This is a genomic window from Actinoplanes sp. DH11, assembly GCF_020873875.1.
In the GTDB taxonomy this organism is placed as follows: domain Bacteria; phylum Actinomycetota; class Actinomycetes; order Mycobacteriales; family Micromonosporaceae; genus Actinoplanes.
In genome coordinates this window covers 275,669-291,367 of record NZ_JAHWGU010000003.1, presented here as the reverse complement: position 1 = coordinate 291,367, position 15,699 = coordinate 275,669, and the positions used below count along the sequence as shown (strand labels likewise).

13 protein-coding genes and 3 pseudogenes are annotated in these 15,699 nt (G+C 64.3%); 6 read left to right on the top strand and 10 right to left on the bottom strand.

Features of this window, described 5'->3' with window-relative positions; genetic code table 11:
- Positions 1 to 7: 7 nt before the first annotated feature.
- The 7 genes and pseudogenes from LPA41_RS06405 to LPA41_RS06375 form a co-directional block, all read right to left on the bottom strand.
- Positions 8 to 277, bottom strand: a pseudogene (locus LPA41_RS06405) (hypothetical protein); the annotation flags it as partial.
- Complete coding sequence (locus LPA41_RS06400; protein WP_229069001.1) at positions 274 to 570, bottom strand: hypothetical protein; 297 nt, start codon at positions 568 to 570, stop codon at positions 274 to 276. The pseudogene LPA41_RS06405 and the gene LPA41_RS06400, both read right to left, overlap by 4 nt.
- Complete coding sequence (locus LPA41_RS06395; protein WP_229069000.1) at positions 567 to 1,682, bottom strand: hypothetical protein; 1,116 nt, start codon at positions 1,680 to 1,682, stop codon at positions 567 to 569. Before LPA41_RS06395 ends, LPA41_RS06400 begins: the two co-directional genes overlap by 4 nt.
- Before the next feature lie 103 nt (positions 1,683 to 1,785).
- Complete coding sequence (locus LPA41_RS06390; protein WP_229068999.1) at positions 1,786 to 2,160, bottom strand: hypothetical protein; 375 nt, start codon at positions 2,158 to 2,160, stop codon at positions 1,786 to 1,788.
- A gap of 69 nt (positions 2,161 to 2,229) precedes the next feature.
- The gene (locus tag LPA41_RS06385) at positions 2,230 to 3,099 is read right to left on the bottom strand and encodes an FtsK/SpoIIIE domain-containing protein (protein WP_229068998.1); all 870 of its coding nucleotides are present in this window, start codon (positions 3,097 to 3,099) and stop codon (positions 2,230 to 2,232) included.
- Positions 3,100 to 3,376: 277 nt separating this feature from the next.
- Positions 3,377 to 3,829, bottom strand: coding sequence for a single-stranded DNA-binding protein (locus LPA41_RS06380; protein ID WP_229068997.1), 453 nt, complete (start codon positions 3,827 to 3,829; stop codon positions 3,377 to 3,379).
- A gap of 61 nt (positions 3,830 to 3,890) precedes the next feature.
- Positions 3,891 to 4,757 (bottom strand): hypothetical protein, encoded by an 867-nt coding sequence (locus LPA41_RS06375; RefSeq protein ID WP_229068996.1) that lies wholly within the window; start codon positions 4,755 to 4,757, stop codon positions 3,891 to 3,893.
- Between the two features lie 761 nt (positions 4,758 to 5,518).
- Here LPA41_RS06375 and LPA41_RS06370 point away from each other — a divergent pair.
- From LPA41_RS06370 to LPA41_RS43215, 5 genes and pseudogenes are all read left to right on the top strand, one after another.
- Complete coding sequence (locus tag LPA41_RS06370; RefSeq protein WP_229068995.1) at positions 5,519 to 6,826, top strand: hypothetical protein; 1,308 nt, start codon at positions 5,519 to 5,521, stop codon at positions 6,824 to 6,826.
- Between the two features lie 14 nt (positions 6,827 to 6,840).
- Positions 6,841 to 7,401 carry a GNAT family N-acetyltransferase gene (locus LPA41_RS06365; protein WP_229068994.1) on the top strand — a complete coding sequence of 187 codons (561 nt, stop codon included), beginning with the start codon at positions 6,841 to 6,843 and terminating at the stop codon, positions 7,399 to 7,401.
- 455 nt (positions 7,402 to 7,856) lie between these two features.
- Positions 7,857 to 10,868, top strand: a complete 3,012-nt coding sequence (locus tag LPA41_RS06360; RefSeq protein ID WP_229068993.1) for an ATP-binding protein — start codon at positions 7,857 to 7,859, stop codon at positions 10,866 to 10,868.
- A complete protein-coding gene (locus LPA41_RS06355; protein WP_229068992.1) occupies positions 10,865 to 11,386 on the top strand; it encodes a hypothetical protein in 522 nt (173 codons plus the stop codon). Before LPA41_RS06360 ends, LPA41_RS06355 begins: the two co-directional genes overlap by 4 nt.
- Before the next feature lie 230 nt (positions 11,387 to 11,616).
- Positions 11,617 to 11,763: pseudogene (locus LPA41_RS43215) on the top strand (transposase); the annotation flags it as partial.
- A gap of 180 nt (positions 11,764 to 11,943) precedes the next feature.
- Here LPA41_RS43215 and LPA41_RS06350 read toward each other — a convergent pair.
- Positions 11,944 to 12,276 (bottom strand): hypothetical protein, encoded by a 333-nt coding sequence (locus LPA41_RS06350; RefSeq protein WP_229068991.1) that lies wholly within the window; start codon positions 12,274 to 12,276, stop codon positions 11,944 to 11,946.
- A gap of 468 nt (positions 12,277 to 12,744) precedes the next feature.
- On the opposite strand from LPA41_RS06350, the gene LPA41_RS43210 reads away from it, so the two are divergent.
- Positions 12,745 to 12,888: a hypothetical protein gene (locus LPA41_RS43210; protein ID WP_374238117.1), complete on the top strand. Its 144-nt coding sequence runs from the start codon at positions 12,745 to 12,747 to the stop codon at positions 12,886 to 12,888.
- 960 nt (positions 12,889 to 13,848) lie between these two features.
- On the opposite strand, the pseudogene LPA41_RS06345 reads toward LPA41_RS43210, so the two are convergent.
- Positions 13,849 to 13,983, bottom strand: a pseudogene (locus tag LPA41_RS06345) (AbfB domain-containing protein); the annotation flags it as partial.
- Between the two features lie 40 nt (positions 13,984 to 14,023).
- A complete protein-coding gene (locus LPA41_RS06340) occupies positions 14,024 to 15,622 on the bottom strand; it encodes a VCBS repeat-containing protein (RefSeq protein ID WP_229068990.1) in 1,599 nt (532 codons plus the stop codon).
- Positions 15,623 to 15,699: the final 77 nt, after the last annotated feature.

Sequence of the window (15,699 nt, the reverse complement as noted above, 5' to 3'; positions counted from 1 at the left end):
AGGAGTCGCCGTAGCGCTGTTGCGCGGCCTGCTTGGACACGCCAAGACGGCGGGCGATCTCGTCCCAGGAGTAGGAGTAGGGCTTGGCACGCAGACCGGCCACGGCCAGACGCAGCATCGCGTCCACCTCGGCAGACAACGTGACCATCGAGGCCAGGGCTTCGACGTCACCGGCGGCGACGCGACGGCCGTAGGCGCGGATGATGCGACGCGCGAACGCGTCGAACTGAGCGGTTTCGACGTGCCGCCGGGCACGCTTACGCGGACGGGAAGTCATGATCCGACCACCCCCGCCACGGCGAGCACGACGACCGCGACAGCGGTCAGCCGCAGACCGGCACGCTGCCAGCCAGCAGCCAGCGCCCACCACCGCCAGGTGAACAGGTACGCCGGGCGTCCGAGACGGCGGTTACCCGCAGCCCAGAACGTGCAGTTGGAATGCCTGCGGCCATCCAGCGGACGACCCGAGGCGAACCGCACCAGCACGGCGAACGCCATCCACAACCAGTTGTGCCGGCCACGGGTCCGACGCTTGCGCGTCAAGCCAGACTTGACGGTGTTCTTGTTCATCGGTCGTCACCGTCCTGAGCCGCCGTTTCGGCGTCCTCGGCTGCGACGACGTCCGCACAGGACGGTCCGCCGCTGTACGAGGTGCGGCAGTACGGGTAGCCACCCGGAGCACCGCAGAACAGGCAGGTCGTTCCCGCATCCGATGCGCACCGCACACACGCGGACCCATCCGAGAACAGGTGGCAGAAGCACCATGCTTCGCAGGCCGAACAACCGGCCTTGGTTCCCCACGGGTGCTGCTTGCCGTCGTGCTGGGTAGGTGCGGCTTCACCGCTGATCAGGCGAAGAACTTGTTCAGTGGTGACACCTGATGCGGCCAGCTGCTCGTTCATCTCATCGATGGCTCGCAGAGCGTCGAGCAGCTCGTGTTCCGGCGTGGCCGCCGCCTTGCGCAGGACGCGGGTGACGTCGGCCAGAGCGCGGCCTTTGGCGTCGTTGAAGTCGTAGGATTCCGAGCCGTCCTCGACCAGCAGGAACCGGTCCAGGTGCAACACAGCCGCCTCGAAGTCAACGAACGCGGGGTCATCGAAGTGTTGCGCCGGAGCGTCGACCGGGCCGCCGTAGCAGGCCATACCGATAGCACCGACCAGACAGGCCGGAGGCGTGAACACGCCCTCGGTGGCGTCGTAGTAGCCGCCCTGGATCCAGCCGTGCCGTTCCAGGTACAGCGCCGCTGACCGCAGCACCTCAGCCACCGTCGCGCAGACGGCGCAGGTCGGCTGAGCCGACGCAACACCGAACATCGCCTCGCACGAGCCGCAGACATCGAACGTCTGCGGCTTAGCCTGCTGCGCAGGCACCGAGGTAGCCGGCACGCAGTCCGGGCACAGCGGCTCGTCCCACGTGTAGACCCACGGCAGCACGTTGCCGCACTGCTGGCACCAGCCAGGCACCGTGATCGGTGCGTACGCCGGAACCGGCTGCGCGGTCTCGTCCCGCACGGTGGCCGGGAAGACTGCCGTGCTCATCGCCGAGGCGATGTGGGCGCGGAAACGGCTGCCGTTGCTCAGCAGACCAGCGAGTGCAGCTGCCGAGCCGTCCGTGTCGCGGCGGGGTTCCGGGGCAGGGTTGTTCGTGTCCTGGGTAGGGTTCATCGTGCCGACTCCTTCCATCGGAGGTGAGTTGGTTGGTAGGGCGGCGGCATCAGGACTGCTTTGGTCGGTAGGGCCTGATGTCGACCGCTCGGACCGTGGTCCGGGGTGAAGTTGTGGCTGGTCAATGCATGTGCTGCACGATGGTGATGCACCGGTGTCCACCGGCGGCAGCGGCGATCGCACCCGCGATGACGAGCGGGATGGCGAAGACGCCGAGGGCCAGCACGGTCCACAGCCACCACACGGCGACCGCGACCAGGACCAGCAGGACCAGGGCCAGGACAGCGCCGAAGCCGGTCCAGAACTGCCGAAACTTGCGGTCGCGCTCGGCGATCGCTTCCTGCCGCTGCTTCCAGCGCAGGTACAGCGCCCGCTGCTGAGCCTGGCGGGTCGCCAGTTCGGCAGGGGTCAGCTGTTGCAGGTCGGCGCGCATCGTGGCGTCGACGTAGTGGATGACCCTCGTGTCGGTTCTTGCTACGGGCAGGTGACGGGCCATCAGGTGGCCTCCTTCAAGTGGGTAGGGACTCCTTCGCCCGGCAGACGTCCGGGACGTATCAAGGGCGCGTCAGGCCGCGACGAGGACCGGTTTGCCAGTCGGCATGTTGTCGCGGACGACGGCACGCAGGTCGGCCGCGTAGGCGGCGATGGCTGCGCAGGTGCGGTCATCGAGGTAGGCGACTTTGATCAGTTCCGGGCTGCCGCTCTCGGAGATCAGCAGGCCCGCGCCGGGGTTGTTCGGGCTGATCGTGTTCGCCGACCAGCCTTTCTGCGCCCAGCCGTGGCCGAGCACGATGTCCGACGAACTGTCGTTGGTGCAGCGGCCGGCGTAGCGCCACGCGAACAGGTCACGCAGCGACGTCGGGATGATGTCGCTCGACGGCCGTTGCGTGGCGGCGATGACGATGATGCCGACCGCCCGGCCCCGCGCGACCAGGTCACGCAGCAGCATGGAGAACTCGTCACGGTCAGTCTTTTTGCCGATTGTGGCGGTGTAGTACGCCAGCTCATCGAGCGCGACCAGGTACGCCCGGAACACGTCTTCCGGAATGGTCTTCCGGCGTTCGCACTCCTCCAAGTAGTCGTACCGGGCGTCCATCATCATCTGCAGCTTGCGCAGCACGAGCAGCGCCTGATCCAGGCTCGGGCCGACGAACGCGTCAGCGCACCGCCGCCACTGGCCCAGCTCCACCCGCTTGCCGTCGAACAGCACCAGACGGCAGTCCAGCGACAGCGCCGCATGCGCCACGACCGCGTTGAGTAGACCCGACTTCCCCGAGCCGGGCTCGCCACCGATCAACATGTTGCGGTAGATCAGCGGCACCCGCTTGGCGTGGCCGTACTCATCGAGCCCGATGTGCACCGGGTCGAAGATCGACAGCACCGGGCCGAGATCGACCGGGCCGTTGCCGTTGTCGGCGGTCAGGATCGGGGCCATCAGGCCACCTCACCGCTGTCGGGCCAGTCGTTGTCGGGATGCAAGTTCTGATGCTCGTAGCACTCGCAGTCACTCTCGTCACCGGAGCACTCCACGCAACCCACCGGACAGGCGAGACACGTAGAAGTACTCAAAGCTCGGTGAGCTGCCAGCACGTTGAGCAGAACCGACTTCCCCCCACACGGCTCGCCGCCGAACAGCACGTTGCCTTCGACCAGGGACCCGAGGTTCACCCGCTCCGGGCCACCGCTGTTCCCAGCGGTCACGTCGGCCGCCATCAGAACGGCGGCTCAGCCGGTACGGGCGCGGCGGTGTCCCACGCGCTACCCGGCGGGGTGGCCGGGGTGAACCCGTCGGCCTTCGCCCGGGTGGCCTTGACGACCTTGGCCGTGGCGAACCGCAGCGACGGGCCGATCTCATCGACGTCGACCTGATGGGCCGAGCGCTTCTCACCCTCCGGGGTCTCCCACCGCGACAGCTTGAGCCGCCCCTGAACCACCACGCGGGTGCCCTTGGCGAGCGACTCGGCGAGGTGCTCGGCCAGGTCGCGCCAGGCCGTACAGGTCAGAAACAGCGCTTCGCCGTCCTTCCACTGCCCGGACTCGCGGTCCATGACGCGCGGTGTCGACGCGACGGTAAACTTCGCCATCGCGGTGCCATTGGGCAGGAACCGCAGTTCCGGGTCATCGGTCAGGTTCCCGACGACCGTGATCGGGGTTTCGTTCGCCATCTAACTCACTCCCTTGTCGGTGATGGCATGAACAGGACTTCCGGCAGCCCGGCGCGGCAGGTCATCGGCGACCATTGCGCGGTTCCGGTGCCGGAGGATCAGGCATGTCGGCCAGGTTCAGGCCGATCCGCGGAACGGCCGCAGACACCGGCACATCCGCATTGGTGTTCGTGTTACGCAGCGCCGGGATCAGCAGCGCCAACGGCGAATCGATACGGCCGGCCAGCGAATCCCGGCGACCGATGTCGACCCGGATCAACGCGGCATGCCGCTCCGAGGCCGGAACCACCCGGACCTGCTTGGCCCAGCAGGTGACCGCGATCCGCCCGGCCTTACCGTCCAGATCAGTCAGATCCAGACCAGGCCGCAGCCACAGCCACACCCGCTCACCGGCAGGCGTCGGACGCGCCCACAACATCAACGGCAGCAACCCAGACCGGCCACCACCCGACGAACGCGCAAGCCCCGCGAAGTACAGCCGCAGCCGGTGACGATCCACCACACACCACGACCACGCCGACAGGAACCGGCGCACCGGACCGACGAGCACCAGCACAGCCACCAGCACGATGACCACGCCGACCAGCAGCCACGACGGCAACACTCTCGCCGCCAGCGAGACACCAGCCACTACGGCCGCCACGACGGTGATCTCTAACGACCACCACCACAGCGCCCGCAACACCGGCCACACCCGGACCACCAGGGCAGTCACCAAGCCAAGCAGCAGACCCGCCGCCAGGCCCAGCGCCACCGCGAGCAGCGGCATCACGAACGCCGACAGCACCACAGCCGTCACCGCCCACGCCGCCAGGCTCACGCAGATGAACGCGACACGAGCACGCCGCGCGTACCACTGCGACACCGGCGGCTCAACCACAGCCACCGCACCTACCGGTGTGGTCCCGAACAGCTTCTGACTTGCCATATCTCCCCAGCTCCTCCCGTGGGAAGCGGACAGGACTGGCAGGCCGTTGCCTGCCTCATCGCACGCTTTACAGCGCCGGTGCTGTATTCAAGGCCGACGTTACAACGCCTGTGCTGTGTTCAGCAGGCCTCTTACAGGTGGTGAAAATTTACGAACGGCGACGTGGGCGGCTAGCCGCCCACGTCTTCACCGTTGATGGCCGCCACGCTGGTGAGCGGCCGAACATTCGTTCCGGCTCCGGAGCTTGCTCACGGGACACGTACGCCGCCCACGTGCTGCGCGTAATCCCCAGGAACGCCGCGCAATCGGCGGCCGTCCACCAGTCGGCGGGGAGCTGAGCGGGATCCGTTGGCGTAGGCATCGCCGTCGAGCTTAACCGCCCGTACAACAGACGCGCTGTACCGCGAGCGCTCCCGCCGGTTCTTCCGGCGGCGCCCGCGCCGAGGCTGCCGCCCATGGTGCACAGCCATGATGATCAGGCATTCCAGAACCAGCAAGACGCCGCCGATTCCCAGCACAACGACGGGAACAAGGCCGGGCATCGCACCCATCAGCTTCCCCTTCCCCACTCGCTCCGACCGCTACCGTGGGTGGTAGCGAGGACACTGGAAAGCATGTTCTGATCGACATGGACCTATCGAGGGCCTGACCCGGACCTCTCGTGGACCTGTGGCGGACCTCTGGCGGACATCCGTTGAAGACCCGCCGCTTCGCGCGCGATGGTCGATACAAGGGAGTTCTTAGAAGAGGGGGAGAGCACGGTGGCCAGATCGCACCAGGAGCCCCGAACGCTGCTGGAGTACCTGATCCGGCAGCGGAACCGGACCTACGAGGAACTGGCAGCCGAGTTCTCGCAACACGACGGGCGTGCAGCTATCAGCGCCCGTCACCTCGGCCGACTCGCACGCGGTGAACGCGTGACGGCCGGAGCCGCTCCGGCGACACGTCGCGCCTTTCAGGCCATGTTCGGCCGGCCGCTGGACGATCTGCTCCGGCCATGGACTCCCGAAATCGAACCGTCTGCGCCGGGGACCGTCAGCTCGCTAACGCTGCCGTCCGGCGATGAGAGGAGCCTTCTCGCCATGGCCGCCGAACGCGCGCGTCGCTTCGCGATGCTGACCTCGGAAACCACCAGCCCTGAAGCTATCGACCAGCTCAGGGAAGATGTCCAGCGCCTATCGCTGGCATACCCCCAACGTCCACTGACCGAACTGCTCGGCGACCTGGTCGAGACTCAGGACACCCTCTTCGTGTTGCTGGAGCGCCGCCAGGAGCCACAGCAGTCGCGGCAACTGCACTTCCTCGCCAGCGTCACCTCCGGGCTGCTGGCGAAGGCCTCACACGATCTCGCGGACCCTCACGCCGCCATGCTCCAGGCGCGAACCGCGATCCTGTGTGCCGACCGCGCCGACCACAACGGCCTCCGTGCATGGCTCCGCGGCTTGCAGTCACTGGTCGCCTATTGGGCGGGCCGGCACGCCGAAGCAGCCCGGTACGCCGAAATGGGCATCCAGTTTGCAGAGCGGACCACAGGCACCACCTCGGTTTGGCTGCCGGTCAGCGCGGCACGTGCGTACGCCGCACTCGGCAACGCCGAGCGAACCCTCACCGCTATTCATGCGGCAGAAGACGCGTGGAACCGCGTCCAGCCCGACGAGATGGACGAGCTGGGCGGCATCTGCACGTTCAACCAGCCGCGAACGCTGTACTACGCGGCGGACGCACTCGCCTGGCTGCCCGACCAGGCGCGCGAGACGCAGGACTTCGCGACGCGAGCAATCGAGGCGTACTCCGACCGCACCGACCCGTCATGGGCCTTCGGCGATCAAGCAGGCGCGCACTCCGACCTCGCGATAGCCAGAGTCGCCGAACGGGACATCGAAGGAGCAGCCGAGGCCCTGACGCCAGTCCTCGAACTCGCACCCGACAAGCGCATGAATGGAATCGTGCACTCGGCCCAGCGAGTTCACCAGACTCTCACCCACACAGGCCTGGCGTCGGACGCACGAGATCTGATCAAGCACATCGAGGACTTCACCAGTACGCCGATGCGAGCGCTGCCCCGGTAGTGCAGGATCAGGTCATGTACCCCGTGACTCTCACCGGCCGCGTCGTCACCCTCCGAGAATTCCGGGAGGACGACGCGGCCTCTTCGTTGTCCGTCGTGGGAGACGACCGCGTTACTCAGTGGCTCTCATTCGACAGCCGAGGCCCAGCCGAGGCCGAGAAGATGATTCACGGGGCGGTCGCACGAGCCCGGCTCGAGCCACGCAGCGAATACTACCTGGCGGTCGAGCATGATGGCGAGTTCGTAGGCTTCGCACGCCTGGGCTTCAACGGCGTAAAAGCCGCCAAGCTGGGCTACGCGATACGGGCCGACCGGTGGGGCAAAGGGTTCGCTACCGATGCGGCCTGCACGATAATGGCGTTCGGTTTCAACAGGTTGGGCCTCCACCGAATCTCGGCCGCGATCGGCCCTGAGAACTTGGCGTCCGTTGCCGTGGTCGAGCGTCTTGGGATGACATACGAAGGCCGCATCCGCGACCACGTATTCACCAACGGCGCATGGCGCGACTCGTTGCTCTACTCGGTGCTGGAGAACGAGTGGATGGACACCGAGGCGACACCGGCCCCTGCTGTTTAGATTTCGGAAAACGAAGACAAAGCGCCGGCCACAAAGCTTGGGCGGGGGCGCTGAAGCGATACCAGGGGCCACCGAGAACCAGGAAGGCATCCGCAAATTCCGGTGACGGCACCGCGCCGAGGCGCGGACGACGAAGCTCCAATTGGATGCAGATCGGTCCTTCTAGAGCAAATGCCTGGTCGCATGCGACCAGACATTTGCCATTTTCGCACCGGTCAATCGCTATATCACATCGAGAACTCACAGTCACGGCCTGAGTAAAATTTCTGACAACACTCCAGTTAGGTGCGTCGATTGCAGGACAAGGGCGCGCTCGTTGCCCAATACTATAACGTCTGTCAGCTACTCCCACAGCCGCGACATGAAAGGCTGTCTTACCGATGAACGCGTTACCATCACAAGCCGAACGGTCAGCTGATGCGGCGACTAGGCTTGGCGCCTTTAGCTCCATCAACGTGACGAAGGTCCGGAGCGACGTAGCCGAGATCCTCGACAAGTTCGGCCGACTAGGCATTTTCGAGCAGTACACTAAGCATGACATGAGCCATGTCGACGGAATGCTGAAGCTCTACGACTGGCTTATACCAGATGGAACGCGACAAATTATGACGCCGGCTGAGTGGCTACTCCTAACGCTCGGCACATATTTCCACGATCTAGGCCTGATCGTCACTTCCGCCGAATATAGCCGACGATCGGAAACGGCGTTCCTTGACTATAAACAAGAGTTCGGAGACGCTGAGGATAGCCAGAGTAGTGACTATCGGGCACAAGTTAACCAGTTGCGAGGAGAAGTATTAGAACGCTTCCTGTATCAGGAGTTTGTCCGTACTAACCATGCCAAACGAATCCGCGGTTGGATTACGGGAAATCCCGACGCCACACTCGGCTTTGATCAGGGACTCGTCGATCATATATCAGCCACTTTTGCGGACATGCCAGCTGTTTTCGTGAAAGACTTGGCGCTCGTATGCGAAAGCCACCATTTAGATGACCTACACGCTACTTCGAAATATAAGGTCGACCGCCCTTATGGGTCTGATCCACAGGAGGCGGCCAACGTTCAGTATGCCGCCATATTGCTGAGGACTGCGGATTTACTTCACATTACCAGTGACAGGGCTCCATCTATCGCTCTGCGGCTAATCAACCCAACAGATCCCATGAGTCAGACTGAGTGGAGCAAGCAGAACGCAGTAACCGCAGTGCGACCAGCCATTGCTCTGATGGAGGACGGTCGCGCTGACAGGTCAGCTCCGCGCGACACGATCGAAGTTCACGCCGAATTCACCGACGAGAACGGGTTCTTCGGCCTTACTTCATACCTTCAGTACTCCGATAGGGAAATCGCGCAAAACTGGCGGTGGGCAGCAGCGTCAAATGCCGAATTGGATGTCCCACACGAATACCCGTGGCGGCAGGTCAACGCTGACCACGTGATCGCGGATGGCTTCATCGCTGAGCCCTTCGAGTTTCAGATCGACCAGTATAAAGTGCTCGAACTACTCACTGGCCACACTCTCTATAACGACACGAACGTTGTCGTGCGTGAGCTAGTGCAGAATTCTATTGATGCCGTGCGCCTGCAGGAGCATGTACTTAGCGATCCCCACTACCATCCCACAGTGGTTGTCAAGTGGGACCCTGAAGAGCGGACCATCGAAGTTTCGGACAATGGAACCGGTATGACACAGGGGATCATCGAAAACAATTTCCTAAAAGTGGGTGCCTCTCGCTACCAAGAACCGCAATTTATGCGGCGATACCCTGAGTTCAACTCTATATCCCGCTTCGGAATTGGAGTCCTGTCGGCTTTTATGGTCGCCGACGAAGTAAGAGTTGTCACAAGTCACCTTGACGAGGACCGAGCCCGCGAGTTGACCCTCCGATCAGTGCATGGTAAGTACCTTATTCGCTTACTCCCTAAGGATAGTTCGAACGTCTCGGATACGTGTAAACCTCACGGCACGTCGGTTCGTATGCGGATACGACCGAGTGCGGACCTCGAAGACGTCGAAAGAATTTTGGCGCATTGGGTGCAGATTCCTGGATGCCGGGTCCTATTCCAGAGGAAGGGCGGGGATCTGGTTTCCGTCGGATTTGAAAATGTCGATTCAGCTTTGGCCGCTCAAATAGGCGAGCCGCTTGTGCCTGGCAAGCTTGAGATTCGCACGGTTCGGCAAGAAGGCTTCGAAATAGCATACCTGGTCATGTGGGATCCCTGGTTCGAGGAATGGAATCTCGCCGTAGCATCGCGCCTCCAGAGTATTTATGAGGAGCCGCTAGAGGGAGGAATTTGCGTTGAAGGTATCCGGGTTACCTCAGTGGCTCCTGGATTTCGGGCGAATGGTTCTGGTGTACCAGCCATCGTCAATGTTGCAGGGGTAGGTAACCTGCGCACCAATGTGGCACGTACTGACATCGAGCCTTCGCCAGCCCTAGACGATCTCTACAGGTTTATTTATGGAGCATATGCCAAGCATATCAACCAAGAAGTCGCTAGGATGCAATCCAGCGGATACTCCGCAACCCGAGCCGGCACGGAAGCTAACCACCTAGTTTCTCCGATGGTTGGGAGCCTTCCTGCCAATGAACGAATGCTGGACGAGGCTGTCTCCTCCGTAGCTGCCTTCGTCGTAGAGACCGCAGAGCGGCGACGCCTACAATCACTGCAAGAGCTGGAGGTGCACGACGAGCTAATCTCTTTTGACGGTGTAATGACGCGGAACATAGAGAACTTCTTAGCATCGATTCCTTCAAGAGCCACGGCGCGAGATCTCCTTTCCTTCGCTCAGATCGACGTGGAGTTACCAACGACAGAAACACCCTATATTTGCAATTGGACTCCAGCGACAATTTTTGGCCGATGGTTTGCTGAACGATGGCACATTGACGACCTTTCCAGTGGCCTTGGAGGATCCACGGTTGAGTTGCACTGGCGTAGGAGTAGTAGGGAAAGTAGCGATAGCAAATGGATTAAAATCACAAAACGTAATGCGCCTCAGAGTCTACAGGGATCATTTGAAGTCGTAGCTCGTATCGCTCGGCAGGGCGGCTGGGGTGTCGACGAAATATGGGTTGCAGGGAAGAGATTTGAAAATCTGGGCGATTTCCCCTATGGCGGTGTCCGCATCGACGGTCTCTCGTTGATTTTCCGTGACACCATTGAAGGAATCGACTTTGAGACATATCTCGAAGGTCGAGAGCGCGACTTCCTGATTGGTTTAGTGTACTTCGTTATCTCTTACAAGAAGAGGGAACGGCGCTACACTTACTCACTTATGCAGGATAATGAGCGAGGGGCCTCTAACTCCTTCATTCGGGATGTCCTCGCCTATTTAGATGCGGCTGGAGTTATGCGCTTCGCCAGTACTGAAGAAATGATCAAGCTTATCGCTCAGCTCAGTATCAATCTGTATGAATCGTCCCGCGGCTATCGAGGCCCATGGTCTGGAGTTCCGTCATGACCCTTGGATCCGGCTCCTTGGAGCATGCGGAAGCTGATAAGGGTGAGGCGAGGACCGTGGATGACGGCCGGGACTTTGAGCTTGAGCGGTATAAGTTTATTCTACAGCAGCTGCACACGGTTAACGAGAATGTGCATCGATTCCTAGGGCTTTTTCAGGCCATCGCTACCGGGCTGCTGACAGTAGGCATAGCGCTTTTCGTTGGGTACAAGAAGTGGGATTTGGCACCTGACATCGCTGCAACAGGGATTGAAGCAGTGATGTGGCTGATTACCTTAACTGCCGGTTTCACTCTGTTGCTAGTGGTGGCTGGAGTCTTTAGCTGGATTGACTATAGGCGGGAGGAGTGCCAGCTACTTGAAAGACATGTCAGATTGAATGCGCGATCGGCGCCGCGCCTTAGCAACTTCTGGAGGTGGTACGAGACTTACGTAGTCTTGTTCATTCTTTTGGCTATTGTTTTTCTATGGTTCTACGTCAACGCTGTTATTTTACCAACAATCGTGAGCTCGGCGTAGGGGCGTGTCAGGGTATCGGCAAAGGCGGATTCAAAGTCGGTCAAGTTGAGAAAGGCCCCTATGATGCGCGACCTACTGGGGTGCCGCAGGGGCGACCCGGGAATCGACATACGCTTTAACGCTGTTTCCTTTCTACGACACCAGTCCGTGCATTCAGCGTCGTGCCGGGCGGGAGAGCTATGACTCAAGCTGAAGTTCCACCTTCGAGCCGGACACCTTGAAACCAGACAGTGGTCTGGGGGAAGGATGTCCGGGTGCCCCGCCCTTCGAAGTACTCCGAGGATTTCCGTCGGGACGCGGTCGAACTGGTCCGGTCCTCGGGCCGCACGCTGCGCGACGTCGGCCGTGAACTTGGTGTCAATCACGAGACCCTGCGCGGCTGGGTCAACGCCGGGCCGGTGAGAACTTTCTCTACGTCTTCAAGGCGGCCTTCGGCCGCACGTCGTCCGACCCTGCCAGCTCCGCCTTATGCCTTCGGCAACGGCGGGCCGGCAGTCGGACATACGGAAGCCCGCGCCGCTTGGAACTCGGCACGGGCTTCCGGGGACTCGGTTGTATCAGCCAGGCTCGGCGCTACGCGGAGTCGGTCGAGCCCGCGTCATCGCAGCGAAGGCGATCCTCTCAAGGCGACGCTGGATCGCGCTCGGCTGCCGCTCGAACTCCGCCGCAAGCTGGTCGATTGTGCGCCCGGCCAGGTAGGCCGCAGCAAGGTCAGCGTCGAGGCGAGGCGTCCACGGGTCGTACGCTTTGCGGTGGCGTTCACGGACTTCTGCGATACCTGGCCTTTCGGTGGCAGCGTCATACCCTGCGTCGGCATCCGGTCCGCGCGCCGCGTCGTAGATCCAATCGGGCGTGCCTGCGGGCTCTTTATCCCAATCAGGTTCATCCATGCTCATCAAATTACATCGCCCAGAGTATCCGTTCGATTGCTCACCGCTACGAGTGCGTGTCGGACACTGCCGAGCCTCCGGACGCAGACCGCGCCTCCGGCGGGCAGGATCTCCGACCCTGCACCCGGATATGGCCTCCGGCGGCCAGGGCTTCCCGCCCTGGACCTGGGCAGCTCTGGGATGCCCGAACCGGCACGACTTCCCCTCGCACACCGGAGGCGAGCCAGACCGGGCCTTGGCCGGGAAGGTCGTTCGTCCGGTGGGGCGCTCCACCTTCCCGGCCAAGGCCCGGCCCGGCTTGGGCGTGGCCTGCGCGACGGGATGCCGGAACCGGCTGGAGGGACGCCCCGTCACGTAGGAAAAGCGATCTCCGCTGGGCCGTCGCTGGGCCGTCCGGGCCGTGAGCGGGCCGTCAAACGCCGCCCGACACTGACTTACGTCGACTAGAACTGACGTATCAAACAGCAGGTGAACGCAGGCGTACACCACCCCCACCAGGCATGTGATCAAGCGCCGGGGAAGTACACCGCCTACAACCAGCCCCCGCACCCCAGCTTCTTCATCGGCGACGGCATGCGCACACCGCCCCGCCCCACCATCCGCCAACCCTGACCAGCACATCCGCCTCAGGCCCGGCGCGCTCCCACCAGGCGCGGGGCCTGAGGCGGTCCCATTAGGCGCCGGGCTTGGCGCGCTCCCAGCAGGCGTCGGCCTTTGGCGCGCTTCCAGCAGGCGCCGGGCCTGGCGCGGCGAACGGTTCCCAAGCTTCCCGCGATCCCCGGCCCTCATGGTCGCCAACCTTCGCGATCCCAGCTTCGCGATCCCAGCCTTCGAAGTCCCGGCCAGCCGAAACCACGACAGGTGATCGACTGGCAGCGGACCGCTACTCGGCCTTGGCAGAAGGGGCTCGCCTTCACCGCTCTTCGACGAGTCGCTCCCGCAGAAGAAGGCGACGTTGACGAATAGCGCTAAAAGCGGCAGAACCCTCGGCCGCCACCGGCGAGTAGCCGCGATTCGCGGCGCTGTTGATCTGCTAGCGCCACGAAATCGCTGTGATCATGGGGCTTAAACCGCGATTTCGCATCGCTAGCAGATCAACATGTCGACATGGACGGTGCTTCCGGCGCCACCGGGGGCCAGAACGGGGGCATGGGTGTTCGACGCCGGCAGCCACGTTATGCAGAGAACGACGTCGGGCCTGGCTCGGTCCCGGTCAGCGACCCGCGACAGGGAGACGGCCCGGCGACGTTCCGAGCCCGGTGACATCCCCCGTTCGACGATGCCCCCGGCTGCCCTGCGCGGGCGGCAGAAGGCGGGAAAGGACGGGTGATCGACACGCGCGCAGAGACGGTGCGCAGCGCGGGAAGACGGTGAGCAGCGCGGGAAGACGGTGAGCAGCGCGGGAAGACGGTGAGCAGCGCGGGAAACGGGGCGCAGCGCGGGAAGACGGTGAGCAGCGCGGGAAACGGGGCGCAGCGCGGGAAGACGGTGAGCAGCGCGGGAAGACGGTGAGCAGCGCGGGAAACGGGGCGCAGCGCGGGAGACGGTGACGGGCGGCCGGCGGCGTGATGATCAGCTGACGCGGAAGGTGGCGGCCTGGCGGCCGCCCGCGCTGGAATCCGGGCCGAACGGGTCGATGAGCAGCAGGCGGTTCGCGTGGCGCAGGTAGTGGTTCGGGGCGCCGCAGGACCGGACCGAGGACCGGGCGGCGTCGGCGAGCCAGGCCGCCGGCGCGGCCCGCTTCGGGTCAGCGGCCGGAGAGGACGACGAACTCGGCGCGGCCGCTGGCGGTGCCGGATTTCTGCACCACGACCAGGTCGGGGCGGGCGTCGGCGTCCCAGTCGGTGACCAGCAGCTCGTGCCGGTCGTCGGCGGCCACCGGGGCGCTGCCGCGCAGCAGCTGGCGCCGCAGGGCGGCGGCGCCGTCGAGGACGCGGATGTCGGTCGCCGCGCCCGACTTCTTCATCACGACCACGTCGGGCCGCTTGTCGCCGTTGAAGTCGGCCGTCGTCACGCGCAGGCCGTCGGCGGCGGGCTCGGACGTGGCCGTCACCGGCAGCAGCGCCTGCTGGAAGCCGGTGGCGCCGTCGAGCACCTGCACCTCGACCTTGCCGCTCGCCGTGCCGGTGGTCTGCGTCGCCACCAGGTCGGGGCGGCCGTCGGCGTTCCAGTCGGCGACCGAGAACTGGGTCCGGTCGTCGGTGGCCGGGAGGGCCGTGGCGGTGTCCAGCAGCAGGCTCCGGGAGAAGGAGGCCACGTCGGCGACGCGCACCTCAGTACGCCCGCTGGCCGTGCCGTTCTTCTGCACCACCATCACGTCGGGGCGGTTGTCGCCGTTGACGTCGGCGACGGCGTAGGCATGGCGCACGTCGGTGGGCGCGATCACGGTGGCGGTGCTCAGCAGCAGGGACGCGAAGTTCGTGGCGCCGCCCATGACGCGCACGTCGGTCTGGCCGGTGACGCTGCCGGAACCGTTGACGATCACCAGGTCCGGCCGGCGGTCGCCGTCCCAGTCGGCCATCGCCAGCCCGTGCCGGCCGTCGATGCGGCCCAGCTCGGTGCCGGCCCCGGCGAGAACCTTCTCGAACGGACCTGCCGGCTTCTTCGGCGGCGCGGACGAAGCCGGTGCGGACGAACCCGGTCCGGACGGAGCCGATCCGGGCACGGCTGATCCGGGCACGTCCGGAGCTGTCAGCGCGGGCTCACCCGCCGGCGTGCTGCCCGGCCGGGTCCACAGGTAGGCCACGATCTGCTGGGCGTCGTGCACCTCCGGCGCGTACGCCCGGGGGAAGGCCGACACCTGCACGCGCTGGCAGATGGCCGCGATGTCGCCGCTCATCCAGCTGTCGCGCGGGTATTTGCGGAGCATCGCGTCGAGGAACTTGTCGGTGGCGTAGCCGGGGTCGACCAGCTGCGCCGGCCGCCCCCACCCCTGCGACGGCCGCTGCTGGAACAGGCCCAGGCTGTCGTGGTCGAGGGCCACGGTGTGGTTGCTCAGCGTGCTCTCCGCGATCGCCGTGGTCACGGCGATGACGGCCGCGCGCATCGGCAGCCCACGGTCCCGGACCCGGTCGACGATCATGCGGGCGCAGGCGATCCGGCGGCTGTTCACGGCGGAGCCGAGGCGCCGGCCGTTCATCAGTGGCCGCAACGCGTCGGCGGCCTTGCGGTCGGCGGCCGTGGCGTTGGGCCGGCAGGTGTTCGACGGAACGGCGGCGCGGGAGGTCACCGGCTCGGCCGCCCGTGCGGACGCGGGCACGCCCAGCGACGCGGCGGCAACCGCCAGCGTGAGCAATAGTTGCGGCGTGTGCCGCCGGTGCGCCGACCCCACCCAGTCCGCTGCCATATGGTGTTGCAACCTCCGCTGACGCCCGACGTGCTGCCCCAATCTGTCACAGGTCCGGGTGCACGCGGAAGACGTGG